General features: G+C 35.9%; 20 protein-coding genes and 1 tRNA gene. 11 read left to right on the plus strand and 10 right to left on the minus strand.

Annotated elements, in window-relative coordinates:
• Positions 1–30: 30 nt before the first annotated feature.
• The 4 genes from EXIGUO8A_RS12880 to EXIGUO8A_RS12895 all read right to left on the minus strand — a co-directional run bounded on the left by EXIGUO8A_RS12880 (position 31) and on the right by EXIGUO8A_RS12895 (position 3,596).
• Positions 31–1,341, minus strand: a complete 1,311-nt coding sequence (locus tag EXIGUO8A_RS12880) for a carboxypeptidase-like regulatory domain-containing protein (RefSeq protein ID WP_159303441.1) — start codon at positions 1,339–1,341, stop codon at positions 31–33.
• A 106-nt stretch (positions 1,342–1,447) separates the two neighbouring features.
• On the minus strand, positions 1,448–2,191 hold the full coding sequence (rluF, locus tag EXIGUO8A_RS12885; protein WP_116770835.1) for a 23S rRNA pseudouridine(2604) synthase RluF: 744 nt from the start codon (positions 2,189–2,191) through the stop codon (positions 1,448–1,450).
• Between the two features lie 16 nt (positions 2,192–2,207).
• A complete protein-coding gene (locus EXIGUO8A_RS12890; protein ID WP_159303442.1) occupies positions 2,208–3,341 on the minus strand; it encodes a serine hydrolase in 1,134 nt (377 codons plus the stop codon).
• Between the two features lie 15 nt (positions 3,342–3,356).
• Positions 3,357–3,596, minus strand: coding sequence for a hypothetical protein (locus tag EXIGUO8A_RS12895; RefSeq protein ID WP_159303443.1), 240 nt, complete (start codon positions 3,594–3,596; stop codon positions 3,357–3,359).
• A 206-nt stretch (positions 3,597–3,802) separates the two neighbouring features.
• Between EXIGUO8A_RS12895 and EXIGUO8A_RS12900 the strand changes: the two genes are divergently transcribed.
• The 6 genes from EXIGUO8A_RS12900 (at position 3,803) to EXIGUO8A_RS12925 (ending at position 13,288) form a co-directional block, all read left to right on the plus strand.
• Positions 3,803–4,702: a peptidyl-prolyl cis-trans isomerase gene (locus tag EXIGUO8A_RS12900; RefSeq protein WP_159303444.1), complete on the plus strand. Its 900-nt coding sequence runs from the start codon at positions 3,803–3,805 to the stop codon at positions 4,700–4,702.
• Positions 4,674–6,119, plus strand: a complete 1,446-nt coding sequence (locus EXIGUO8A_RS12905; protein WP_407658231.1) for a peptidylprolyl isomerase — start codon at positions 4,674–4,676, stop codon at positions 6,117–6,119. The genes EXIGUO8A_RS12900 and EXIGUO8A_RS12905 overlap by 29 nt, the downstream gene beginning before the upstream one ends.
• Positions 6,120–6,122: 3 nt before the next feature.
• Positions 6,123–7,076 (plus strand): AAA family ATPase, encoded by a 954-nt coding sequence (locus EXIGUO8A_RS12910; RefSeq protein ID WP_116770839.1) that lies wholly within the window; start codon positions 6,123–6,125, stop codon positions 7,074–7,076.
• A 367-nt stretch (positions 7,077–7,443) separates the two neighbouring features.
• Entirely contained in the window at positions 7,444–10,218 is a 2,775-nt protein-coding gene (locus tag EXIGUO8A_RS12915; protein ID WP_159303446.1) for a bifunctional aconitate hydratase 2/2-methylisocitrate dehydratase, read from the plus strand.
• Between the two features lie 163 nt (positions 10,219–10,381).
• Positions 10,382–12,655, plus strand: coding sequence for an aconitate hydratase (locus EXIGUO8A_RS12920; protein WP_159303447.1), 2,274 nt, complete (start codon positions 10,382–10,384; stop codon positions 12,653–12,655).
• A 78-nt stretch (positions 12,656–12,733) separates the two neighbouring features.
• On the plus strand, positions 12,734–13,288 hold the full coding sequence (locus EXIGUO8A_RS12925; protein ID WP_116770842.1) for a TlpA family protein disulfide reductase: 555 nt from the start codon (positions 12,734–12,736) through the stop codon (positions 13,286–13,288).
• Between the two features lie 4 nt (positions 13,289–13,292).
• Here the strand turns inward: EXIGUO8A_RS12925 and EXIGUO8A_RS12930 are convergent, their stop codons facing one another.
• From EXIGUO8A_RS12930 to EXIGUO8A_RS12955, 6 genes are all read right to left on the minus strand, one after another.
• The gene (locus EXIGUO8A_RS12930) at positions 13,293–13,739 is read right to left on the minus strand and encodes a sterol desaturase family protein (protein ID WP_159303448.1); all 447 of its coding nucleotides are present in this window, start codon (positions 13,737–13,739) and stop codon (positions 13,293–13,295) included.
• Positions 13,739–14,578: a phytoene/squalene synthase family protein gene (locus EXIGUO8A_RS12935; protein WP_159303449.1), complete on the minus strand. Its 840-nt coding sequence runs from the start codon at positions 14,576–14,578 to the stop codon at positions 13,739–13,741. Before EXIGUO8A_RS12935 ends, EXIGUO8A_RS12930 begins: the two co-directional genes overlap by 1 nt.
• A gap of 6 nt (positions 14,579–14,584) precedes the next feature.
• Complete coding sequence (locus tag EXIGUO8A_RS12940; protein ID WP_159303450.1) at positions 14,585–16,042, minus strand: phytoene desaturase family protein; 1,458 nt, start codon at positions 16,040–16,042, stop codon at positions 14,585–14,587.
• A 13-nt stretch (positions 16,043–16,055) separates the two neighbouring features.
• Positions 16,056–16,955, minus strand: a complete 900-nt coding sequence (locus tag EXIGUO8A_RS12945) for a MerR family transcriptional regulator (RefSeq protein ID WP_159303451.1) — start codon at positions 16,953–16,955, stop codon at positions 16,056–16,058.
• A 111-nt stretch (positions 16,956–17,066) separates the two neighbouring features.
• Positions 17,067–17,150 (minus strand) — tRNA-Leu (locus EXIGUO8A_RS12950).
• A gap of 85 nt (positions 17,151–17,235) precedes the next feature.
• A complete protein-coding gene (locus EXIGUO8A_RS12955; protein WP_159303452.1) occupies positions 17,236–18,081 on the minus strand; it encodes an AraC family transcriptional regulator in 846 nt (281 codons plus the stop codon).
• 132 nt (positions 18,082–18,213) lie between these two features.
• Between EXIGUO8A_RS12955 and EXIGUO8A_RS12960 the strand changes: the two genes are divergently transcribed.
• The 5 genes from EXIGUO8A_RS12960 (at position 18,214) to EXIGUO8A_RS12980 (ending at position 23,646) form a co-directional block, all read left to right on the plus strand.
• A complete protein-coding gene (locus EXIGUO8A_RS12960) occupies positions 18,214–19,131 on the plus strand; it encodes a dihydrodipicolinate synthase family protein (protein WP_159303453.1) in 918 nt (305 codons plus the stop codon).
• Between the two features lie 118 nt (positions 19,132–19,249).
• Positions 19,250–20,827, plus strand: coding sequence for an aldehyde dehydrogenase (NADP(+)) (locus EXIGUO8A_RS12965; RefSeq protein WP_159303454.1), 1,578 nt, complete (start codon positions 19,250–19,252; stop codon positions 20,825–20,827).
• A 21-nt stretch (positions 20,828–20,848) separates the two neighbouring features.
• Entirely contained in the window at positions 20,849–21,856 is a 1,008-nt protein-coding gene (locus tag EXIGUO8A_RS12970) for a 4-hydroxyproline epimerase (RefSeq protein WP_159303455.1), read from the plus strand.
• A gap of 17 nt (positions 21,857–21,873) precedes the next feature.
• Positions 21,874–23,124 carry an NAD(P)/FAD-dependent oxidoreductase gene (locus EXIGUO8A_RS12975; protein WP_159303456.1) on the plus strand — a complete coding sequence of 417 codons (1,251 nt, stop codon included), beginning with the start codon at positions 21,874–21,876 and terminating at the stop codon, positions 23,122–23,124.
• A 120-nt stretch (positions 23,125–23,244) separates the two neighbouring features.
• Complete coding sequence (locus EXIGUO8A_RS12980; protein WP_159303457.1) at positions 23,245–23,646, plus strand: response regulator; 402 nt, start codon at positions 23,245–23,247, stop codon at positions 23,644–23,646.
• Positions 23,647–23,671 lie beyond the last annotated feature (25 nt).

Here is a 23,671-nt window from a genome sequence, read left to right on the forward strand (position 1 = left end):
AATTTTTTTCAAAACCCACTTGAAATAAGTTTAACGGGCAGCGGCACCATTATCTAACTTGCCTCTACGTAATTGTCGTTGTATTTTTTTAATGGCAGATTCTATTGATTTTTCTGGTTCTATAATATTGTATTCTCCCCAAAAATCTGGATCGGCAAAACCTATTGCTTCGTCGCTTAAAATGATAGAAGATTTCATTCTATCTTTTGTTCTAGGTATACTGTTGCTTAGATTTTGTTCCCAATCGGTTACGGCCATTTCACAACTCATACTATATACTGAGTTGAATAATTTTTTATCCCAATTGACCTTAAATTCTAACAGTACATTACTGTAACCGTAATACCATTTTCCGTTCTTTTCTCTATAATCTACACGATAAGATACCTCGGTAGGCCAAACTTGGGCATTTTTAGGTTTTTTACGAACAAACATTTGAGAAGCTAAGTGTTTATCGGTAATATTCAAGGAATAAATAGCACTGGTCAAAATCTTATTCTCAGCATCTATAAATAGTTTTCCCTTGTATAAAGGGTCAATAATTTCCGGTTTTTGTTTGAAGTCTACCACATAAATCAATTGATCATTTACTCGGGTAGAAGTATCAAAGGAAAAATCATAGTAGTTTAAGGTTTCCGCTGTGAAAATATATTTAGGGTATTTTACCATATCAACGAATAAAGTGTTGAACGGACCTCCTTGCAACTTTAAGGCTACGGTATCAAGTTTATTATAATCTGTGCTCTTACGCGCCTTGTACAGTTCTAATGCATCGGACTTGTTAGAGGTGTATGATGCTTTATATACATTGACCACAGCTTCAGAGAGGCTTACATTTGTTCTTCTCTTTTTAATAGTTTCTCTATAAAAGGCGGTCATAACCGCATTTTCGTTCAAATAATTGCTTCCCTTTTTGTCCAAAGTTTCTTTTACTAATGCTTCAGCGTTGTTTGGGGCGTCTATTTGTGCTTCGGATAGAGCCATAACAAATTCTTCCATAAAGATTTTGTTCTTTTCTAATTGTAGTTCCGCAATATTGATTTGTTTGGTCTTATAACCCAAAAAAGCAATGATCAAACTATTTTCTTTATACTCGTTTGGCACTTTTAAAGAAAATTGACCTTCTGAATTGGTTATGGTTGTAACATTTGTGTTATCTACCGTTAAGGTAGCAAATACCAAAGCTTTTTTGCTGTCAGCGTCTAATACTTCGCCTGTGTATTCGGTGAAATTAGAAGTTTGGGCAATCATAGCATGAACTCCCAATCCAAAATAACATATCAGGGTTAAAACATAGAAGATGCTAAGAGACTTTTTTGTTGTGTAGTTGAAAGTTGACATAGTGCAAATTTTTTACTTAAAATAATGATTTTTAGTGAATTAAGCTAATTATTTAAGGTTTATTCACTCTAGTGCTATCAAAAGATGAAGAGTAAAAGAAGAGTCTCTATTTTTTTCCGTCGAATGTTTTGGAAGAGGTGCTTACAAGTCTATTGATTTCTTTTAGTTCCTCATCGGTTAAATCTCTCCATTTGCCAACGGGTACATCAAGTTGTACGTTCATAATTCTAATTCGTTTCAGCTTTTTTACACGATAATCTAAATACTCGCACATACGTCTAATTTGTCTGTTGAGTCCTTGGGTCAATATAATTCTGAACTGGTATCTACTTACTTCATACACCTCACATTCTCTTGTTACTTGATCTAGAATGGGTATACCTTTTCGCATTCTGTTCAAGAAATCAATGGTGATAGGTTTATCTACCGTTACCAAATATTCTTTTTCGTGATTGTTTCTAGCTCGCAAAATTTTGTTTACGATATCACCATCATCTGTAAGAAATATGAGTCCTTCACTAGGTTTGTCCAATCTTCCTATCGGAAAAATACGCTTCGGGTAATTAATGAAATCAATAATATTGTCCTTCTCAACTCCCGTATCTGTTGTGCATACAATGCCCACCGGCTTGTTAAATGCTAGGTATGTAGACTTGCCTTTAGGTTCTTTGATTAGTTCACCATCGACCTTAACAATATCACCAGCTGAAATTTTGGTGCCCATTTCTGGTACTTTGCCATTAATGGTAACTCTACCTTGATCTATAAGTTTGTCCGCAGCCCTTCGTGAGCAATAACCTGCTTCACTTAAGTATTTGTTTATTCTGGTTTTACCGGCATTGTCTTGCATAGTCGACTTCCTGTTTCTAATGATTGTTTCGTTGTAATTCCTGCTGATATATTTCTCGACCTAATTGGGCTAAAAAAGGAATGCCTATTTCGTCGTACTCATAGACATCATCGTTGAATATACCATCTTTATTTACCAATATGGTAGCGGTCAAAAGAAAATCTATATTCTTTTTGGTATCCTTAATATATGCGCAATCAGTTAATGTGCCATAGGCAAAGCCTACCTTATTGTATATTTCTATATGTTCTGGAATATCATCTTTAGAGTCTCCAAAAATGAAAAATTTACAGTAGCTGTCATAATATTCATTTTTATTATATCCCATTTTTCTTGGCACTGTATGCATTGCCTTTAATACATGATCACGCTGTTCGTTACTTATATTGAACTGTTCGCTACTTGAAAATTTTTCCGGGAAAATTACTCTTTTTAATACATCGTGCTGTGCAGATATAGGATAATAATTTTTCTCCTTAAAGCTGAATGGTTCATTTATGAATTCTTCATTTTCGTAATAACCTTTTCCCTTTTCTATATCTATAAGCTCTAAAGCCTTTGGCGTTTTGTTTAAAATGGATTGAGTTATGCCGGTAGTGGAATCATTAAGGTAGATGATGATCGGTTTGGTTCGTAGATCATCTGAATGAAAACCTAAACGGTGCGACAACCTTACAGGAGATATGCCTTTATTGGTTAGTTGTTGGTTGATGGCTTCAAAGCCAAGAAACTCGACCAACCTGTTGTTGGCTAAATTATCGCTAACCGCAAAAATCTCATTTACATCATTTGCAACAGTACTTTCAATAGTATCTCCTTCTATATAGTATTTGGTATACATGGTAAGGCTATCGGTCTGGTTGATTTTTTCCAAGGCTAAAATAGCAGTTGGGAATTTTACCGTGCTAGCGGGGTAGAAGTACGTGCTGTCATGTATTTGAAAATCGTAATCGGTAAAGAAAACACTATCGTTTCTTCTGTCAATTTGGGTGTACCTTATTTGAACCTTATACTTTTCAAGACTATCCATTACCCTTTTGATCTTTGGGTTTTTTGAAGCCAACGCCGTTTCAAGAAAATTTGAGCTTTGCTTTTCCGTAGAGCAAGAAACTATAATGGCGCAGCAAATGAAAAGTATACAATGTTTCATATGATATTGTTTCATTTAAGGAGTGTATACTTCACCTCTGTGCGGCTTTAATAGGTCTCTTACTTTGATCATTTCATTTTCTTCGACCACCATAAATGCAGTACTGTACATATCATTAATTTCATTGTAACCGGTTATATTAAGAGCGGTTTTTTCCAATGCTATAAATTCATTGAGATGCTTTACGTGGTGCTCGGCCGTTTTTAGGGCGGTAGGACCTCTAAAGTCCCAAATTAGTTTTATTTGTCGGTTCAAAAAAGTAGATATTTAATTAAAAAAATAAGTAGACAAATTTACCTAAAAAACCTTAGTTCGCTTACAATTTTAAAGGCGATTACATTTTTTGAGAAAGCTATATTTATTGATTATTAGGTATTTGATTATATTGTAAGCCTCAAAAAAAGGTGTTAAGTAAATCATTAAGCACTTGCACACGATTTGGTAATTGCTATTTTTGCTCGATGTTTTCTAAGAAATCTAAATTATTACTCAACAAGTTCTACATTTTACTTTGTGTAGGGCTTATTGCCATTGGCTATACCTCATGTGAGGGTATGTTTAAAAAAGATGAGGAGCGAGAGGCGGTCGCTAGAGTGGGCGAGTCATTTTTGTATAAGGAGGATTTGGCTCCTCTAATTACAGAAAATATGAGCAAGGCCGATAGTGCGTCATTTGCCACCAATTACATAAATAACTGGGCTTCTAAACAATTGTTATTATCTAAAGCAAAGATCAACTTATCTGAAGAAAAACTTGCGGAATATAATGCGCTGGTAGATGATTATAGAACTGAATTGTATACCAGTGTTTATAAAGAAGCTTTGGTGTCACAAGCTACTGACACGTTAATAACAGCAGAGCAATTGCAGGCGTTTTACGAACGAGCTAAGGAAAATTTTAAACTTAAAGAACCCATTGCCAGAATTAGATTTGTTGCCTTGCCAAAGGGTTTTTTGGACAAAGACGAAGTGGGTAGGCGCTTAAAAAGGTTCAAAGAAGATGATTTACGTTATTTGGATTCTATTGGTGTTCAGTTCAGTAAACTGAATTTTAATGATTCAATTTGGGTAAGAAACACTAGAATTTATGAAGAAATACCACCAATTACCGCCGAGAATGCCAATAGGTACTTAAAAAATTCACAATTTTTTGAATTAGAGGATTCAATCGGGGTATATTTGGGGAAAATAGTAGAGACAAAGGATGTTAATGAAATTGCACCATTGTCATTTATTAAACCTACCATAGAACAAGTTTTATTAAGTCGTAGAAAGATGGACTACCTACGCAAACTAGAAACTGAATTATTAGATGAAGCAATCAAGGATAAAGATTTTGAAGTTTTCGATAACAAAAAATAGTATTTACTTAGGGGCATTACTGCTTTCTGGTTTAGTTACCGCGCAAGACTCTATACCAGACGAAACACAGTCAATGGAGGCTGTTGCAGAAGAGAATACTGTAGAAAAAGACTCTACAAACAATTTCAAGAGAATTAAATTAGACGGTATTGCAGCTGTTGTTGGTGACTATGTAATATTGGATTCTGATATTGAAAAAACATTGATCGACCTTAAAAGTCAGGGTGCATCTACAGAAGATATCACCCATTGCGGACTACTAGGTAAATTGATGGAGGATAGGTTGTATGCAAACCAAGCCGTTCAGGATAGTATTTTGGTTTCAGATGATGAGGTCAATGCCACAGGTGATCGTCAGTTGCAATCGTTAGTACAACAGATCGGTTCTATGGATAAAGTTCTGAAGTACTACAAGAAAACCGATGAAGCGAGTTTTAGAGAAGAGCTTTATAAGATCAATAAGCTAAGAATGCTATCTGAGCGTATGCAGCAAGATATTATTAAGGATATTGAAATTACACCTGAAGAGGTTCGTCAATTCTTTAATAAGATTCCAGAAGATGAACGCCCTGTTTTTGGTGCTGAGTTAGAAATTGCACAAATTACCAAAGAGCCAGAGCCTTCTGAGGAAGAAAAGCAAAAGGTAGTAGATAAATTAAATCAAATTAAGGCAGATGTAGAGGATAACGATGCTAGTTTTAGTGTTAAAGCTATTCTGTACTCTCAAGATCCTGGGTCTAAATCTAAAGGTGGTTTTTACAGTATTACCAAAGACACTGGTTTTGACAAGAAGTTTAAAGATGTAGCATTTAGTTTAAAGGAAGGTGAGGTATCTGAACCTTTTGAAACGATTTTTGGTTATCATATCATCTATATCGAAAAAATTAGAGGACAGGAATTGGATCTTAGACACATTTTAATTCAGCCAGAAATATCTCAAGATGTTTTGGATGAAGCTAAAGCTGAGTTGGATACTATTCGTAAAAAAATTATGAATGGCGAATTTACTTTTGCCGAGGCTGCGTTAAATTTCTCAGATGAGAAAGAAACCAAGTTTGATGGTGGTTTGTTACGTAATCCTGTAAATTTCGACTCTAAATTTGAGTTGACAAAAATGGATCCTACGTTGTACAATCAAGTTCAGAACTTAAAGGATAATGAAATTACCTACCCGGTTTTAGAAGAAGACCCAAGAGGTGGTGCGCCTAAATATAAAATCTTAAAGATTACCAATAGGTTCGATGAGCATGTGGCAGATTTTTCTAAAGATTACACCAAAATACAAGAGTTGGCGTTAACCGAGAAAAAATACAACGCCATAAAAAAATGGATGGATGAGCATATTAAAGATACCTACATAAGCGTTAACGATGAGAACAAAGATTGTGATTTCGCTAATAATTGGGTAAAAGAATAAAATATGTCAGACGTTGCAGCAATTGAACGCCTAGTAGTAAAACATGCTGAGCTTAAAAAAGAAATAGCCAAGATCATTATTGGTCAAGATGAGGTTATTGAACAAATATTGCTTTCAATTTACACAGGTGGGCATTCATTGCTGATCGGGGTTCCTGGTTTAGCCAAAACGTTAATGGTAAATACCATTGCCCAAGCTTTGGGGTTAGACTTTAAAAGAATACAATTTACGCCAGATTTAATGCCAAGTGATATTCTTGGTAGTGAGGTTTTAGATCAGAATAGAAGTTTTAAATTTCTAAAAGGGCCTATTTTCTCCAACATTATCTTAGCGGATGAAATTAATAGAACTCCGCCAAAGACACAGGCGGCTCTTCTAGAAGCTATGCAAGAGAGAGCTGTTACCATTGCCGGTCATCAACACAAATTAGAACTCCCTTATTTTGTTTTGGCAACACAGAACCCCATTGAGCAAGAAGGAACCTACCCGTTACCAGAAGCACAATTGGATCGTTTTATGTTTGCTATAGAATTGAAATATCCTTCAATTGCAGAAGAGATCATGGTGGTTAAGAATACTACTTCTGATGTTAAGCAAGTAGTTAATGCACTTTTTAACGCTAAAGATATCATTGCCATTCAAGAGTTGGTGCGTAGAATTCCTGTAGCCGATAATGTAGTGGAATATGCGGTGAAGTTAGTAAACAGTACACGACCAAATTTAGACACGGCATCAGATTACGTAAAGCAATACTTAGATTGGGGTGCAGGGCCAAGAGCTTCTCAAAACCTTATTCTTGGAGCCAAGGCCAATGCGGCAATACATGGTAAATTTTCTCCAGATATTGAAGATGTGCATGCAGTAGTAAAAGGAATTCTTCGCCATCGTATCATAAAAAACTACAAAGCAGAGGCAGAAGGCATCAGTGAAGAGGATATCATTGATAAGTTACTTTAATAAAGTACATACTTTTCTACGTTTATTTAAAGGGTTGAGCAATTTTGATATTAAAATTGTTTGATAACTATCGACTTTTTAATTGATTTGAGAAAAAGTCGCTAATCATACTTATTTAGTTTTAAATGCGTTCTTTATTACGTAATTTTACGAAATTGCGTTAACTTAAATGAATTAACAGATGACATTTGATTTTGATACTAGTAAAGAACTATGCATTGTTCTAATTGAATAAATGATATTCAATAATCAACTAATTCTGTCAATTTGTAGTAATAGTGAATTTCATTTCCACAAATCTTCAGAGAGAAATTTTTAATCACTATTCAACTTTTATATCCAATCTAAAATACAAATCACTTAATTAATGAGCATTTATAAAGATTACCTAAAGGAGATCGAAGAGCGTAAAAGTCAAGGTCTTCACCCAAAACCAATTGATGGCGCTGATTTACTTAGCAAAATTATTGAGCAAATAAAAGATGTAGATAACGAGTATAGAGAAGAGTCTCTAAACTTTTTTATCTATAACGTTCTGCCCGGTACAACTAGTGCTGCTGGCGTAAAGGCAAAATTTCTTAAAGAAATTATTGTCGGAGAATCTGTAGTGAAAGAAATTACTCCTGCTTTTGCCTTAGAACAATTGTCTCACATGAAAGGAGGTCCATCGATTAAAGTATTGTTGGATATCGCTTTGGGTGATGATCAAGAGTTGGCATTGCAAGCTGCAAAGGTCTTGAAAACACAGGTGTTTTTATATGAAGCCGATACTGATCGTTTAGAAGAGGCTTTAAAGAACGGAAGCGAAATTGCTAAAGATATTATTGAAAGTTACGCTCAAGCTGAGTTTTTTACCAAACTACCAGAGGTTGAAGAGGAAATAGAAGTGGTAACCTATATTGCCGGTGTTGGTGATATTTCAACAGATTTACTTTCTCCTGGTGGTGATGCACACTCACGTTCAGACCGTGAACTTCATGGTCAATGTATGTTTGAGCATAATAAAGAAATGCAAGCTGAATTATTAGCTTTAAAAGAGCAACACCCGGATAAGCGTGTAATGCTAATTGCAGAAAAAGGAACCATGGGCGTTGGGTCTTCTAGAATGTCTGGTGTTAACAACGTTGCGTTATGGACAGGTATTCCTTCCAGTCCTTATGTGCCATTCATTAATATAGCTCCGGTAATTGCAGGAACCAATGGTATAGCCCCAATTTTCTTGACCACAGTTGGTGTAACGGGTGGTATTGGTTTGGACCTTAAAAACTGGGTTCAACAAAAAGATGAAAATGGTAAAACCATTGTTGATGAAGATGGTGAACCAGTGTTAAAACAAATGTATTCTGTAGCAACAGGAACTGTTTTAACGATTAATACTAAAGAGAAAAAATTGTACCATGGTAAGGTTGAGCTAAAAGATATTTCTGCAGCATTTACTCCGCAAAAAATGGAGTTTATGAAAGCAGGCGGTTCATATGCCGTGGTTTTTGGAAAGAAATTGCAAACATTTGCTTGTAAGGTCTTGGGTATAGATGTGCCTCAAGTTTATGCACCTTCAAAAGAAGTTTCAATTGAAGGTCAAGGATTAACAGCAGTAGAGAAAATATTCAATAGAAATGCCGTTGGTACTTCAGGAGCTACTTTACATGCAGGTTCTTATGTTCGTGCAGAAGTAAATATCGTAGGGTCTCAAGATACTACAGGGTTAATGACATCTCAGGAATTGGAAATGATGGCCGCAACGGTTATTTCTCCGATTGTTGATGGTGCTTATCAATCAGGTTGTCATACGGCATCTGTTTGGGATGATAAATCTAAAGCCAATATACCGAGGTTAATGCAGTTTATGAATGACTTCGGTTTAATTACAGGTCGTGATCCAAAAGGAGTGTATTTTCCAATGACCGATGTGATCCATAAAGTATTGAATGATATTACCGTGGGTGATTGGGATATTATTATCGGTGGTGATTCTCATACCCGTATGTCTAAAGGTGTTGCTTTTGGTGCAGATTCAGGTACCGTTGCACTTGCATTGGCTACTGGTGAAGCTTCTATGCCAATTCCAGAATCGGTAAAGGTGACCTTTAAAGGGCAAATGAAATCGTACATGGATTTTCGTGATGTTGTACATGCCACACAACAACAAATGTTAAAGCAGTTTGGAGGCGAAAATGTTTTCCAAGGTCGCGTAATAGAAGTGCATATTGGTACGCTAACAGCTGATCAAGCCTTTACGTTTACCGATTGGACCGCTGAAATGAAAGCAAAAGCATCTATCTGTATTTCTGAAGATGAAACATTGATAGAATCTCTTGAGATAGCTAAAGGTCGTATTCAAATTATGATCGATAAAGGTATGGACAACGAGAAGCAAGTGCTTAAGGGGCTTGTTGAAAAGGCAGAGACAAGAATTACCGAACTTAAAACTGGTATTAGACCATCTTTAAGACCGGATGCAAACGCTAAATACCATGCTGAAGTAATTATTGATTTGGATGAAATTGCCGAGCCAATGATTGCCGATCCAGATGTAAATAACGAAGATGTTTCTAAGCGTTATACGCATGATACTATTCGTCCGTTATCATATTACGGCGGTACCAAAAAGGTTGATTTAGGTTTTGTGGGGTCTTGTATGGTGCATAAAGGCGACATGAAAATATTAGCTCAAATGTTGAAAAATATTGAGGCGCAACAAGGCAAGGTAGAGTTTAAAGCTCCTTTGGTTGTAGCTCCGCCAACATACAATATTGTAGACGAGTTAAAGGAAGAAGGAGACTGGGAAGTACTTCAAAAATATTCGGGATTTGAATTTGACGATAGTGCACCTAAAGGATTGGCACGTACCAAATACGAAAATATGCTTTATCTAGAAAGACCAGGCTGTAACCTTTGTATGGGTAATCAAGAAAAAGCTGAGCCGGGAGATACGGTAATGGCAACATCTACACGTTTATTTCAAGGTAGGGTAGTGAAGGATTCAGGTGAGAAAAAAGGTGAATCATTATTATCTTCAACTCCAGTTGTAGTCATGTCTACAATTCTTGGAAGAACACCTACAATGGAAGAATATGAAGCTGCTGTTGATGGTATTGTATTAACGAAGTTCAAGCCTTCTACGAAGGAATTAGTGAGATAAAAGTTCATTAATAATAATATATGGAAAGCCTGAGTATAACTGCTCGGGCTTTTTTATTTCCGTTTTTTATAATCATTCTTAATTTCATATGCGCACTTAAAATCAGTGTACATTTCGTATCTTGTACGGATAAGATAGATTAACAATTTTATAAATAGATTTTATGGCTTTTGACATAGATATGATTAAGAAAGTTTATGCTTCCATGGCGGAACGTGTAGACAAAGCAAGAGAGGTTGTGGGTAAGCCACTTACTCTTTCAGAAAAGATTTTGTATTCTCATTTATGGGATGGTAGCCCTACTGAAGCATTTACCAGAGGAAAGGACTATGTAGATTTTGCTCCTGATCGTATTGCTTGTCAAGATGCTACTGCCCAAATGGCATTATTGCAATTTATGCAGGCAGGTAAGCCAAAAGTTGCAGTGCCAACTACAGTTCATTGTGATCACTTGATCCAAGCTAAGAGTGGTGCTACGGCAGATTTAAAATCGGCTAATACGACAAGTGCCGAGGTTTTTGACTTTCTTGAGTCTGTTTCCAATAAATACGGAATAGGTTTTTGGAAACCAGGTGCAGGTATTATTCACCAAGTTGTTTTAGAAAATTATGCTTTTCCTGGTGGAATGATGATCGGTACCGATTCGCATACCGTAAATGCAGGTGGTTTAGGCATGGTCGCTATTGGTGTTGGTGGTGCAGATGCAGTAGATGTTATGGCGGGTATGGCCTGGGAACTTAAATTCCCAAAATTGATAGGTGTTAAGTTGACCGGTAATATTTCTGGATGGACTGCTCCTAAAGACGTTATTTTAAAAGTAGCCGAAATACTTACTGTAAAAGGAGGTACCGGTGCTATTGTTGAATATTTTGGTGAAGGTGCCAAAAATCTTTCATGTACTGGTAAAGGTACCATTTGTAATATGGGGGCTGAAATTGGGGCAACGACCTCTACTTTTGGTTACGATGAGTCTATGGAGCGCTATTTGAGAGCTACGGATAGAGCTGATATTGCAGATGCGGCAAATAAAGTGAAAGAACATTTAACTGCAGATGCTGAGGTGTATGCAAATCCTGAACAGTATTTTGATGAGGTAATAGAAATTAACCTTTCTGAATTGACTCCGTTATTAAACGGTCCTTTTACTCCTGATCTTTCAACCAAGGTAGGTAGCGATATGACCGAGAAGGCAATATCAAACGAATGGCCGTTAGTAGTTGAATGGGGTCTAATAGGTTCTTGTACTAACTCTTCTTATGAAGATTTGTCAAGAGCATCTTCAATTGCACAACAGGCAATCGATAAAGGATTAAAAATGAAGGCGGAATTGGGTATTAATCCTGGTTCTGAGCAAGTTAGATATACTGCAGATCGTGATGGTATACTTGGAATTTTCGAGAAGTTAGATGCTAAAATTTTTACGAATGCATGTGGACCATGTATTGGTCAGTGGGCACGTTATAACGATCCTAAAAATGCACCTAAGAACAGTATAGTTCACTCGTTTAATAGAAACTTTGCGAAAAGAGCCGATGGTAACCCTAATACACATGCCTTTGTTGCATCACCTGAGGTTACTGCTGCTATTGCAATTTCCGGTAGACTGGATTTTAACCCGATGACGGATAAATTAATCAATGAAAAAGGTGAAGAGGTAATGTTCGACGAACCTACGGGATGGGAACTGCCGCCTAAGGGTTTTGAGGTTGAAGATGCAGGTTATCTTGCTCCAAGGGAAGATGGTTCTGGAGTAGAAGTGAAAGTAGCATCTGATTCTGAAAGATTACAATTGTTAGAGCCGTTTACTCCAATTAAAGATGAAAGTTTAATAGGAGCCAAACTATTGATCAAAGCATTTGGTAAATGTACAACGGATCATATCTCTATGGCCGGACCGTGGTTACGTTTCCGTGGTCATTTAGATAATATATCCAATAACTGTTTAATTGGAGCCGTTAATGCATTTGGTAAGAAAACCAATATGGTCAAAAATCAATTGACCGGCGAATATGGAGGAGTTCCTGATACTGCACGTGCATACAAAGCGGCAGGTGTTAGAAGTATTGTAGTGGGTGATCATAACTATGGGGAAGGTTCTTCACGTGAGCACGCTGCTATGGAACCACGCCATTTAGGGGTTGCTGCGGTAATAGTGAAGTCATTTGCACGTATTCATGAAACAAACTTGAAAAAGCAAGGTATGTTGGGCTTAACTTTTGCCAACGAGAACGACTATGACTTAATTCAAGAAGACGATACTTTCAATTTTATTGATATAGCGGAATTTGCACCAGATAAACCTTTAACGGTAGAAGTGGTACATGCCGATGGTAGTAAAGACGTAATTAAAGTGAACCATACATATAATGCCGCCCAGATTGGATGGTATAGAGAAGGTTCTGCTTTAAATGTAATTAAGAGAGAAAATGCTTCTTAAGGCAACCTTTTAAAATTTATAAGGAAAACTCCTGATATTATTCAGGAGTTTTTTAGTTTTGACGCCTAGCTAACTTTTATGAAGAGACAAACGGTTTTTACCTTATTGATCATTGCTTTTGTACTTTCTTTTTTTGTTACCCCATTGGGTGATTATAGCAAAATTATGCTCAACAGGTTCTTTGCCACTTCACCAACTATCATTAAACCAGAAAAAAGGGGTAAGATTACCGATTACGATTGGAAGTTGAAAGATGCAAATTGGAAGTTCTTTAATTTTGATGAGGCAAAGGGAAAAGTTGCTTTTATCACTTTTTGGACATCTTGGCATATGCCTTCTCAAGCGCAATTAAAAGACGTGCAGTATTTGTACGATACCTATGGTGATAAGATGAAATTTTATGTCATTACCAATGAGGATAGAGCGCCTGTAGAACTTTTTATGGAAGAGCAGGGGTATAGCTTTCCCGTAACTTACCAGATAATAGGGGAACCAAGTCCTATAACATTGCTAAAACCACCAGGGTCATATCTTATAGACAAGAATGGGGCAATAGTAATTCATCAAAACGCGATTGCAGATTGGGACAATGATAAAATAGACGAGCTAATCAGCAAGTTAATAGCGGAATAAATAATTATTTTTTGAAGTATTTAAAAGGTACGAAAAGCATTCCAAAACATTCTCCATCGCCTTTGCCTAAATGTTTATGATGCATTTTGTGTGCTCTTCGCACACCTCTGCTATACCAATTATTAGCATTTCTAAACAATTTAAAACGTTGATGAATAAAAATATCATGCACTAAAAAATAAGCAATGCCATAGGCAAGAATGCCAAAGCCCAATGGGTAGCCATACCAAAAACCGGTAGTACCTGCATAAAATAATGACATACTTACAATGGCGTAGAAAATGAAGAAAAGATCATTTCTCTCAAACCAAGAATCATGGTCTTTTTTATGATGGTCTTTATGCAAACTCCAAAGAAATCCGTGCATTACATATTTGTGCGTAAACCACGCCATGAATTCCATAAATAGAAAAGTGCCTAGAAAAATAAGTATCCAAATAACTATATCCATTATACTAAGTTCATTTTAAATTTAACATACGAACGGGCCAATAGTCCAAATTTTTGGTAGTTTGGAACCCTAATACGCGCGTTCTTAATTTCTAAAGACGGTGTGCCCTGTAATTTTTTAAGGAGCTTAAAATAATACTTGTAGGCAGTGTAAACACCAAATTTAGCTTCGGCAGGTAAACCTACAATACCTTGGTAACCCAACTTGAAATCTTCTTTAATTTCTTCAACGATTCTCTTCTTAGAAGCTTCGTCCAATTCTTTTAAATTGGTGTTTGGAAAATAAGATCTGTTCAATTCTTCGAAGTCTGCTTTTACGTCTCTTAAGAAATTCACTTTTTGAAAAGCAGAACCTAAGGCCATGGCAGATTCCTTTAACTTATTGTAAGCGTCAATATCGCCTTTTACAAAAACTTGTAGACACATTAAGCCTACAACATCTGCCGAACCATAAATGTATTCTTTATATTCTGCATCGGTTCTGTACACGTTTTTAAAGAGGTCCATACGCATACTTTTCATAAATGAATCTACCAAATGTTTGGGTATATTGTATGTATGGTATGTATGTTGAAATGAGTTTAAGATGGGGTTTAAACTTATTCGGTCTTTTAAAGAAGCTTCTAACTCTTGTTCAAATTTGTTAAAAAGTATTTCTTTATCGTAGTCATGAAAAGTGTCCACAATTTCGTCTGCAAAGCGTACAAAACCATAAATATTGTAGATGTGGCTACGTATAGATGGATGCAACATCTTTGTAGCAAGTGCGAATGAAGTACTGTATCGTTTGGTAACGATCTTACTACATTGATACGAAACTTGGTCAAAAGTATCTTTCATAAACTACTAATTATCTTTTATAATTAATTCTGACACTAGTTTGCCGGAGATCAATGCTGGTGGTACTCCTGGACCAGGTACAGTCAGTTGTCCTGTAAAATATAAATTCGCAACTTTTTTACTTCTAAGATTTGGTCTTAGAAAGGCTGTTTGCGTTAGGGTATTTGCCATTCCATAGGCATTACCTTTGTATGAGTTGTAACGATCTATAAAATCGTTGACACAGAATGTTTCCTTGAATATAATATTATTTCTGATGTTTTGACCTGTCCTTTTTTCAAAACGGTCCATAATTAAATCAAAATATTGATTCCTAAGTTCTTCGGTGTCTTCAAGGGCGGTGGCTATGGGAACTAAGAAAAATCCTGTTTCACATCCATCTGGTGCCATAGTAGCATCGGTTACAGATGGAAAATTAGCATAGAATAAAGGATTTGTAGGCCATTTTGGCTGGTCGTAAATTTCTTGTGCGTGAAGCTCAAAATCGGTATCAAAAAACAAATTATGATGTTCTATGTTGTCTAATTTGGTGTCAAATCCTATATAGAATAGTAAAGAAGACGGTGCAAAAACCTTTTTCTCCCAATAGCTCTTGCTATACTGCCGATGTTTTTCTTCGAGTAAATTCTCTGAATGTTGATAATCTGCCCCACTAAGTACTTTATCGGCAAGGTGTTTTTCACCATTACACATAATACCTATGGCCTTTCCATCGGATACCAATATTTGGTCTACTGCAGCGTTGGTATGAATTTCTACACCTAGTTCTTTAGCAAGGTTTTCCATTGCTTTAATAACCTCGTACATTCCTCCTTTTGGGTGCCAAGTACCTAAACCAAAATCTGCAAAATTCATAAAATTATAGAATGATGGCGTATTACTTGGTTTAGCTCCAAGAAACAACACAGGAAATTCTAAAGTTGATACCAATTTCGGGTTTTTAAAAGACTTACGTACTTGCGAGCTAATAGTTTTAAAAAATTGGTCAACTTTTAAAACGGTTTCTTTCGTAACCAATTCTAAAGGCGAAAGACCTGGTCTTAAAACTACTTTATTAATGGCAATGTCATAATTTTCTTGTGCTTTATCAATAAACTTTTTTAATGCCTTTGAACTGCCTGGCTCTATTCTTTCAAACTCTTTGCAGATTTTTTCCATGCTGTCACCTATGGTAATAACATCATCGCTAAAGAATATTTTATAAGCGGGACTAAGTTTGTCCAATTGGTAATAATCGGAAGTTTGTTTATTAAAATCGGCAAAAAATTTATCAAAAATATCTGGCATCCAATACCAACTTGGACCCATATCAAATGTGAATCCGTTTTTTATAAATTGTGAAGCTCTACCGCCAACAGATTCATTTTTCTCAAATATGGTTACCTCCCAGCCATTTTTTGCCAAATAACATGCAGCAGATATAGAAGAAAACCCCGAACCTATAACTATACAACTTTTGCTCATTTACTGCTACCGCTTATAAATTACTTACTAAACTATCTATAGAAGAGAATGTTCGACAATACTTGGGTTTTGTAGTATCTTCAATAAAATTGATCTGTCTGCCCAGAATCCAAAAATTAGGATTTTGGTAGTCTGCAACCAATTCACTGAAATCTTCTAAATATTTGTTTACGCGATCTTTTTCAGGAAAAACGGTAAAGTACGAGACAAAATATATGTCGTCAAAATACTTGAGAACGTCTTCTAAATTCTCTAAAGGAATAGTAGGTCCTAAATAAATACATTTGTATCCTTTTAATATGATTTCATAATTGATATACAGTAGTCCTATATCATGAATCTCGTTCTCGGGTAAGAATGCAACAAACACCTTATCGGTCTTTGTAGGTTCTAAATGTTGCAGCTTTTCAATATTTAGCAGTATTTTTTGCTTTATAAGACTGCTCATAAAATGTTCATGTGCCGGACTTATAGTATCTGTCTGCCATAATAGACCTAGCTCATTCAGTAAAGGAACAAAGGTTTCCTTAAATATCTCCCTAAATGAATTTTCACTCAAAAGAGCATTGTATGTGTTAAAGAACATGGTTTGATCAAAATTGACCATTGCTAATTTAAAAGCGTTTATTGCTTGGCTTTTATGGCTATGCTTGGCTACAATTTCACGAACTACATATGGAATATCCTTATCAGAAATTTTTGCAATCTTAGATATCTTGTGGCCATTGTTGTAAAGCAATGTTACATTAAGTAATTTTTGTAAGCTTGCCAAACTATACGTTCTAATGTTAGTATCTGTTCGTTCTGGAGATAAAAGATTATATCTTTTTTCCCAAATTCTAATGGTGTGTGCTTTAATACCAGAGAGGTTTTCAAGGTCTCTAATACTAAACTGCTTTTTTACATTGTTCATGTTTTTTGAAAAAGTATTAAACAAATCTACAATTTATTAAAATGCAGTGGAGTACCAAAAAGTTAAAATTATCAAAATAAAAAAAAGGTTAGACCTAAATCTAACCTTTTGTGCCCACGACTAGATTCGAACTAGCACGTCCTTGCGAACACTACCCCCTCAAGGTAGCGTGTCTACCAATTTCACCACGTGGGCTTATGTGAAGTTTACTGGATGGCAAATATAGAAACCTATCTTTCAATTTAAAATATTATGATGATAATATATGACCTAATATTTATTAAAGTACGAGCGACTGCTGGTATTGTGATGGGGTAACTCCTTTTATCTTCTTGAACTTTTTATTAAAATTTGAAATAGAATTGAATCCAGATAAATCTGCTACTATATTGATGTTCAATTCTTTGTTCTGGTTTAAAAGTTGGCAGGCATGTGCAAGCCTTAACTCTATTAAAAATTGAAAAAAGGTTTTATTGGTTCGTTGTTTGAAAAAACGGCAAAAGGCATTTGGTGTCATAAAAGCCATCTTGGCAATTTTTTCCAATGAAATAGGTTTTTGAAAATTTTTGAATACAAATTCAAAAACAAGCTGTAAACGTTCACCTTCATTTGTGCTCAACGATTTTGTATAAACAAACTTGCTTAATACTTGAGTACTTGCTTGCCTAAGTTCCTCTAATAGTTCAAGAAAAGAAACTAAGCGTTTTAGTTTATGCTGAGACTCTAGTTTTAAAAGCTGATGTATAATTTTCTTTTTGTTGGACTCAACTTTAAAACCTGCATTGATGTTTATAAAGAACGACTCAAAATCATTAAAATATGGGAGTTTAAAAAAATTAGGGCCAAATGATTGTGAGGTAAAGAAAACGGTAATCATATGGGCATCTTTTTCACCTGGTACGCTTTTGAATACGTGAGGTAAATTACTGCCAATTACAAAAATATCACCTTTAGAAAATTGGTGTATACTGTCTCCCACTAATAATTTTCCGCTTCCATTGATAATATGGCTTATTTGGATTTCTTCATGTTGATGTAACCTATTGTAAAATACAGGCTCCTTATCCACTTGAATAATTAAATGTTCGTTGGTGGGTTTTGGTATTTTAAAGGGATACACTTTCATATGCATCTAAGTTATCATTATTAATTTCATATTAAGATAATATATGGTAATATAGTACTATGTCTGGATAATATAAAAACACTTGGCTAGTGAAACCAAGCTTAAATTTGAATATCATCAAAAGAAATAAAAATGAGTATATCATGGACAGGCGTTATGCCAGCAGTAACAACAAAATTTACCGATAAGGATGAACTGGATTTAGATATGTTCTCCATCAATATAAAAGCCCAAATAGATGCCGGGGTAAGTGGCATAATTTTAGGAGGAACACTTGGTGAAGCCAGTACACTTACCTATGAAGAAAAAAGGGTTTTAATGAAAGAAACGGTAAAACTGGTAGAAGGTAAAATACCTGTTATTATCAATATTGCCGAGCAAACTACTAAAGGAGCTATTCATGCGGCTGAGGTTGCTAAGGAATGTGGTGCAACAGGATTAATGATGCTACCGCCAATGCGCTATAAGGCAAATGACCATGAAACGGTTACTTATTTTAAGGAAACGGCTAATAGTACAGATTTACCGATCATGATTTATAATAACCCTATAGATTATGGAATTATGGTGACTCTTGATATGTTAGATGAGTTGATGGTTTGCGAGAATATACAGGCTGTAAAAGAATCTACTAGAGATATATCCAATATCACCCGTATCAAAACAAGGTTTGGAGATAGGCTCAATGTTTTAACCGGGGTTGATACACTAGGGTTAGAAAGTACATTAATGGGTGCCGATGGTTGGGTAGCTGGACTGGTTTGTGCTTTTCCGGCAGAAACATGTGCTGTTTTTGAACTGGCTAGGGCAGGAAGAATTAAAGAAGCTTTAGAAATTTATCGATGGTTCTTGCCATTATTAGAATTGGATATTAGTCCGCAATTGGTACAGAACATAAAAATGGCAGAAGTTGCCACTGATATTGGAACTGAAAATGTTAGGGCGCCAAGATTACCATTAATAGGTAAGGAACGAGATAAAGTGGCTGCAATTATCAAGCAAGGTATAGCCACAAGACCTACCCTGCCAGATTACAAAAATTTGACATAATTTTTTAAAAACCATTACATAATATGCTGTACCTGAAACTTTAATGAAATGTAGTTATGGTGCAGATAATTGTTACAGGTACTTTCTTTACTTTTGAGTAATACGATAAAAATATAAAATGATCAGCGGTACAAATTCAATAGGAAATAAAGCTTCAAAACAAGGGAAGAAAACTTTTAAGACTTTCGATCCAAAACAAAATAAAGATACGGAATGGACTTTTTATGAAGCATCTTCAAGTGAAATTGATGAAGCTGTTGCTTTGGCAACGGAAGCTTTTAAAGTGTATAAAGATTGTTCGGGTGAAAAAAAAGCTGAGTTTTTAGAAGCGATTGCAGTTGAAATAGAAGCCTTAGGAGAAGAGCTGATAGATACCTATTGTAAAGAATCGGGTTTGCCACAAGGTAGAGCAATGGGTGAACGTGGTAGAACTATGGGTCAGTTGCGTGCCTTTGCCAAGGTATTAAAAGAAGGTTCTTGGGTAGAAGCCGTAATAGAAAAAGCCCAGCCCAATAGGGAGCCAATGCCTAAATCAGATATACGTAAAATGCTATTTCCTTTAGGACCGGTAGTTGTATTTGGCGCAAGTAATTTTCCGTTGGCATTTTCTACAGCTGGGGGAGATACGGCAAGTGCTCTTGCGGCAGGCTGTCCTGTAATTGTAAAAAGTCACCCAATGCATGCTGGTACCGGTGAATTGGTTTCTACTGCTATTATCAAGGCAGCTGAGAAAACGGGTATGCCAAATGGTGTATTTTCTAATTTGAACAGTAGCGGTATAGAAGTAGGGCAGCAATTGGTGAAACACCCAAAAGTAAAAGCTGTTGGCTTTACAGGCAGTATAAAAGGTGGTACGTCATTATATAAATTGGCAAACGAAAGAGATGAGCCTATTCCCGTTTTTGCAGAAATGGGCAGTATTAATCCGGTGGTTGTTTTACAATCGGCTTTAGAAAACGATAGTGATGCTTGGGCAACTAAATATGCTTCTTCAATTACTTTAGGTGCTGGTCAGTTTTGCACTAACCCTGGTTTGGTGTTGGCAGTTAAGGGTGAAAAGTTAGATGGATTTATAAAAACATTATCAGAAGAAATATTAAAACTGGAGCCTACCTGCATGTTGCACCCAAACATCTATGCAAAGTATAATGAAGGTAAAAAGGAATTATCGGCACAGAGCGGAGTAACTATTACCGCAGATTATAAGAAGGATACCAATGCGAATACTGCCAAACCTTCTATTTTAAAAGTTAGCGGAGCAGATTTTTTAGCGAATACAAAATTACATACAGAAGTTTTTGGTCCATTTTCAGTGGTGGTAATCTGTGAGGCTACTGCCGAAATGGTAAATATTTTGAATCATTTAGAAGGACAATTAACAGGAACTATTTTAGGCTCTGAAGAAGATTTAGAGAATAATTATGGGGTTGTAGATGCTTTGCAGAGTAGAGTAGGTCGTATTTTGTTCAATGGTGTGCCAACTGGTGTAGAGGTTAATTCTTCTATGGTACATGGCGGTCCGTTCCCTGCAACTACAGATCCTCGTTTTACCTCTGTAGGTACATCGGCTATTAAAAGATGGGTGCGCCCCGTTTCTTTTCAAGATTGGCCAAATAAATTATTACCGTTGGCTTTGCAAAATGAAAACCCTCTTAAAATCACCCGACTGGTAGAAGGCGAATACACTAAAAACTGAAAAAAATAACATACTCTTACTATGGCCAGTAGCACTTTTGTTTGTATCGATGCCCATACTTGTGGTAACCCTGTTAGGGTCATAAAGCAAGGTGGTCCAGATTTGGTCGGTGCTACAATGAGTGAAAAGCGTCAGCATTTTCTAAGGGAGTATGATTGGATACGGAAAGGATTAATGTTTGAACCTCGCGGTCATGATATGATGAGTGGTAGTATATTTTATCCGCCAAGTGACCCTAGTAATGATTTTGGTATCCTGTTTATAGAAACCAGCGGATGTTTGCCAATGTGCGGTCACGGAACTATAGGAGCCATAACCATTGGTATTGAAGAGGGGTTGATACAGCCTAAAACTCCTGGTGAAGTTCGTATGGAAACTCCGGCAGGCTTGGTGAACATAACATATCAGCAAACAGGCCAAAAGGTAGATTGGGTAAAACTAACCAATATTAAATCTTATTTAGCAGCTAGTGACCTAACTATAGAATCTTCGTATTTAGGCAAACTAACTTTTGATGTTAGCTATGGAGGTAATTTTTATGCTATAGTAGACCCACAAAAGAATTTCAAAGGCATACAAGAGTATTCAGCCAGTCAATTGATTCAATTCAGTCAAGAATTAAGGGAAAAAATTAATGTGAAATATCCTGATTTATGTATTCACCCAGAAAATTCTACGATAAGAAATGTTAGTCATATGCTTTGGACAGGAAATACTATTTCAGAAAAAGCGACTGCTAGAAATGCCGTGTTCTATGGCGATAAAGCCATTGATAGATCACCTTGTGGTACGGGAACGTCTGCCCGAATGGCACAATGGTTTGCCAAGGGAAAACTTAAAATAGCAGAAGAATTTATACATGAAAGTTATATTGGGTCTCAATTTATTGGTAGGGTAGAAGAAGAAGCTATCTTAGCTGGTAGACCAGCAATTATACCAAGTATACAGGGTTGGGCCAAAATTTACGGTCAAAATACCATCACCATAGATGATGATGACCCTTATGCTCATGGGATTCAAGTAATTTAATTATAACAAAATAGTAAATGAAGAATGTAGTTGTTATTGGCGGCGGTATAGTTGGTTTAAGTACAGCATATTATTTACACAAAGAAGGTTGTGCGGTTACGGTTATAGATAAGGGCGATATTACTACAGGTGCATCATTTGTTAACGCAGGTTATATTACACCAAGCCATATTATTCCATTGGCTTCTCCTGGTATGATAGCAAAGGGAATTAAAATGATGTTCAATTCGGCAAGTCCGTTTTACATGAAGCCAAGGCTTGATCTTGATTTTATAAAGTGGTCTTGGTATTTTCATAGATCATCTACAGCCATAAAGGTGGAGAAAGCAATTTCTGTAATAAAGGAAATAAATCTGTTGAGTAGGGAGTTGTTTACCGATATTAAAAAATCTGGAGATCTTGGTGATTTTCAATTAGAGCGAAAAGGTCTTTTAATGTTATACAAAACAGATGAAACATATCTTCATGAAAAAAAGATTGCAGAAAGGGTTCAAGATGAAGGTCTTGATGTTGCCGAATTAAACAAGATCGAATTACAGCAGTTAGAGCCTAATGTACGAATTGAGGCAGAAGGTGCTATCCACTACCAATGCGATGCTCATACTACACCAAATGAGATTATGCCCAAATTGTTGTCATATTTAAATAAAAATGGGGTGCATATTAAAACCCATGAAGAAGTGATTGATCTTAAAACTACTGGAAACACTATTAACGAAGTTATTACCAACAAGAATAATTATAAACCAGATGAGGTAGTTTTGGCAGCTGGTTCATGGAGTGGTGAGCTAGCGAAATTGCTACATTTAAAATTACCTCTGCAAGGCGGCAAAGGCTATAGTATAAATGTAGCTAGAGAAACGGGTATTACTATTCCCGCCATTTTAATGGAATCTAAAATGGCAGTTACACCAATGAACGGTTTTACCAGATTTGCCGGTACTATGGAGTTTTCTGGTAATAATAATGTTATTCGAAAAGAAAGGGTTCTGGCTATAGCCAATGGCGCTAGTTCCTTTTATCCCGATGTTAAAATCAATGCAACTGAAATTAAAAATGTAAAAACAGGATTGCGACCGGTGTCACCAGATGGATTACCTTATATTGGGAGATCCACAACTATTAAAAACTTATTAATAGGAACAGGGCACGCCATGATGGGTTGGAGTTTAGGACCGGCAACAGGCAAGTTAATTTCAGAGTTATTGACTGATAATAAGACGTCTATGAACGTATTTTCCTTTGATCCCAACCGAAATTTTCAATAAATTTGTTAAAAGCTTAACGTAACTTAAATACCGCTCACCGACACTTAAACGTCATTCGTCTACAGTGATCAATTTATTTGTGACTTATATCTGACATTTGTAGTATCAAAATGAACAACAATGGATATTTTACTTATAGAAGACGATTTAATAGAGGTAATGAAGTTGAAGCGTACAGTTTCTAAACTTAATCTTAAGCATTCGATCGTTGAGGCAAAAAACGGAGAATCAGCATTAACATATTTACGTTCTGGTGAAAAATTACCTGATATTATATTGTTAGATTTAAATATGCCAAGAATGAACGGTATAGAATTTCTATCGATATTGAAGGAAGATGAGCAGTTGAGATACTTACCTACAATTATTTTAACTACTTCTGAAAATAGAGCAGATTTATTAAAATGTTATGAAGTGGGCATTGCAGGTTACGTGATAAAACCACTAAAATACGAGGATTACGAGTACAAACTAAACGCTGTTTTAGAGTACTGGAGTGTTAACCAACTAGTGAAAGGCTAACAAAAAAGCTCATTTCACAACATTT

The sequence above is a fragment of the Maribacter litoralis genome (assembly GCF_902506355.1).
GTDB lineage: Bacteria > Bacteroidota > Bacteroidia > Flavobacteriales > Flavobacteriaceae > Maribacter > Maribacter litoralis.

Coding starts and splice junctions, on each gene's coding strand:
- EXIGUO8A_RS12880 (WP_159303441.1), bottom strand. CDS start 1,341: ATGTCAACTTTCAACTACACAACAAAAAAGTCTCTTAGCATCTTCTAT.
- rluF (WP_116770835.1), bottom strand. CDS start 2,191: ATGCAAGACAATGCCGGTAAAACCAGAATAAACAAATACTTAAGTGAA.
- EXIGUO8A_RS12890 (WP_159303442.1), bottom strand. CDS start 3,341: ATGAAACATTGTATACTTTTCATTTGCTGCGCCATTATAGTTTCTTGC.
- EXIGUO8A_RS12900 (WP_159303444.1), top strand. CDS start 3,803: ATGTTTTCTAAGAAATCTAAATTATTACTCAACAAGTTCTACATTTTA.
- EXIGUO8A_RS12910 (WP_116770839.1), top strand. CDS start 6,123: ATGTCAGACGTTGCAGCAATTGAACGCCTAGTAGTAAAACATGCTGAG.
- EXIGUO8A_RS12915 (WP_159303446.1), top strand. CDS start 7,444: ATGAGCATTTATAAAGATTACCTAAAGGAGATCGAAGAGCGTAAAAGT.
- EXIGUO8A_RS12920 (WP_159303447.1), top strand. CDS start 10,382: ATGGCTTTTGACATAGATATGATTAAGAAAGTTTATGCTTCCATGGCG.
- EXIGUO8A_RS12925 (WP_116770842.1), top strand. CDS start 12,734: ATGAAGAGACAAACGGTTTTTACCTTATTGATCATTGCTTTTGTACTT.
- EXIGUO8A_RS12930 (WP_159303448.1), bottom strand. CDS start 13,739: ATGGATATAGTTATTTGGATACTTATTTTTCTAGGCACTTTTCTATTT.
- EXIGUO8A_RS12935 (WP_159303449.1), bottom strand. CDS start 14,578: ATGAAAGATACTTTTGACCAAGTTTCGTATCAATGTAGTAAGATCGTT.
- EXIGUO8A_RS12940 (WP_159303450.1), bottom strand. CDS start 16,042: ATGAGCAAAAGTTGTATAGTTATAGGTTCGGGGTTTTCTTCTATATCT.
- EXIGUO8A_RS12945 (WP_159303451.1), bottom strand. CDS start 16,955: ATGAACAATGTAAAAAAGCAGTTTAGTATTAGAGACCTTGAAAACCTC.
- EXIGUO8A_RS12955 (WP_159303452.1), bottom strand. CDS start 18,081: ATGAAAGTGTATCCCTTTAAAATACCAAAACCCACCAACGAACATTTA.
- EXIGUO8A_RS12960 (WP_159303453.1), top strand. CDS start 18,214: ATGAGTATATCATGGACAGGCGTTATGCCAGCAGTAACAACAAAATTT.
- EXIGUO8A_RS12965 (WP_159303454.1), top strand. CDS start 19,250: ATGATCAGCGGTACAAATTCAATAGGAAATAAAGCTTCAAAACAAGGG.
- EXIGUO8A_RS12970 (WP_159303455.1), top strand. CDS start 20,849: ATGGCCAGTAGCACTTTTGTTTGTATCGATGCCCATACTTGTGGTAAC.
- EXIGUO8A_RS12975 (WP_159303456.1), top strand. CDS start 21,874: ATGAAGAATGTAGTTGTTATTGGCGGCGGTATAGTTGGTTTAAGTACA.
- EXIGUO8A_RS12980 (WP_159303457.1), top strand. CDS start 23,245: ATGGATATTTTACTTATAGAAGACGATTTAATAGAGGTAATGAAGTTG.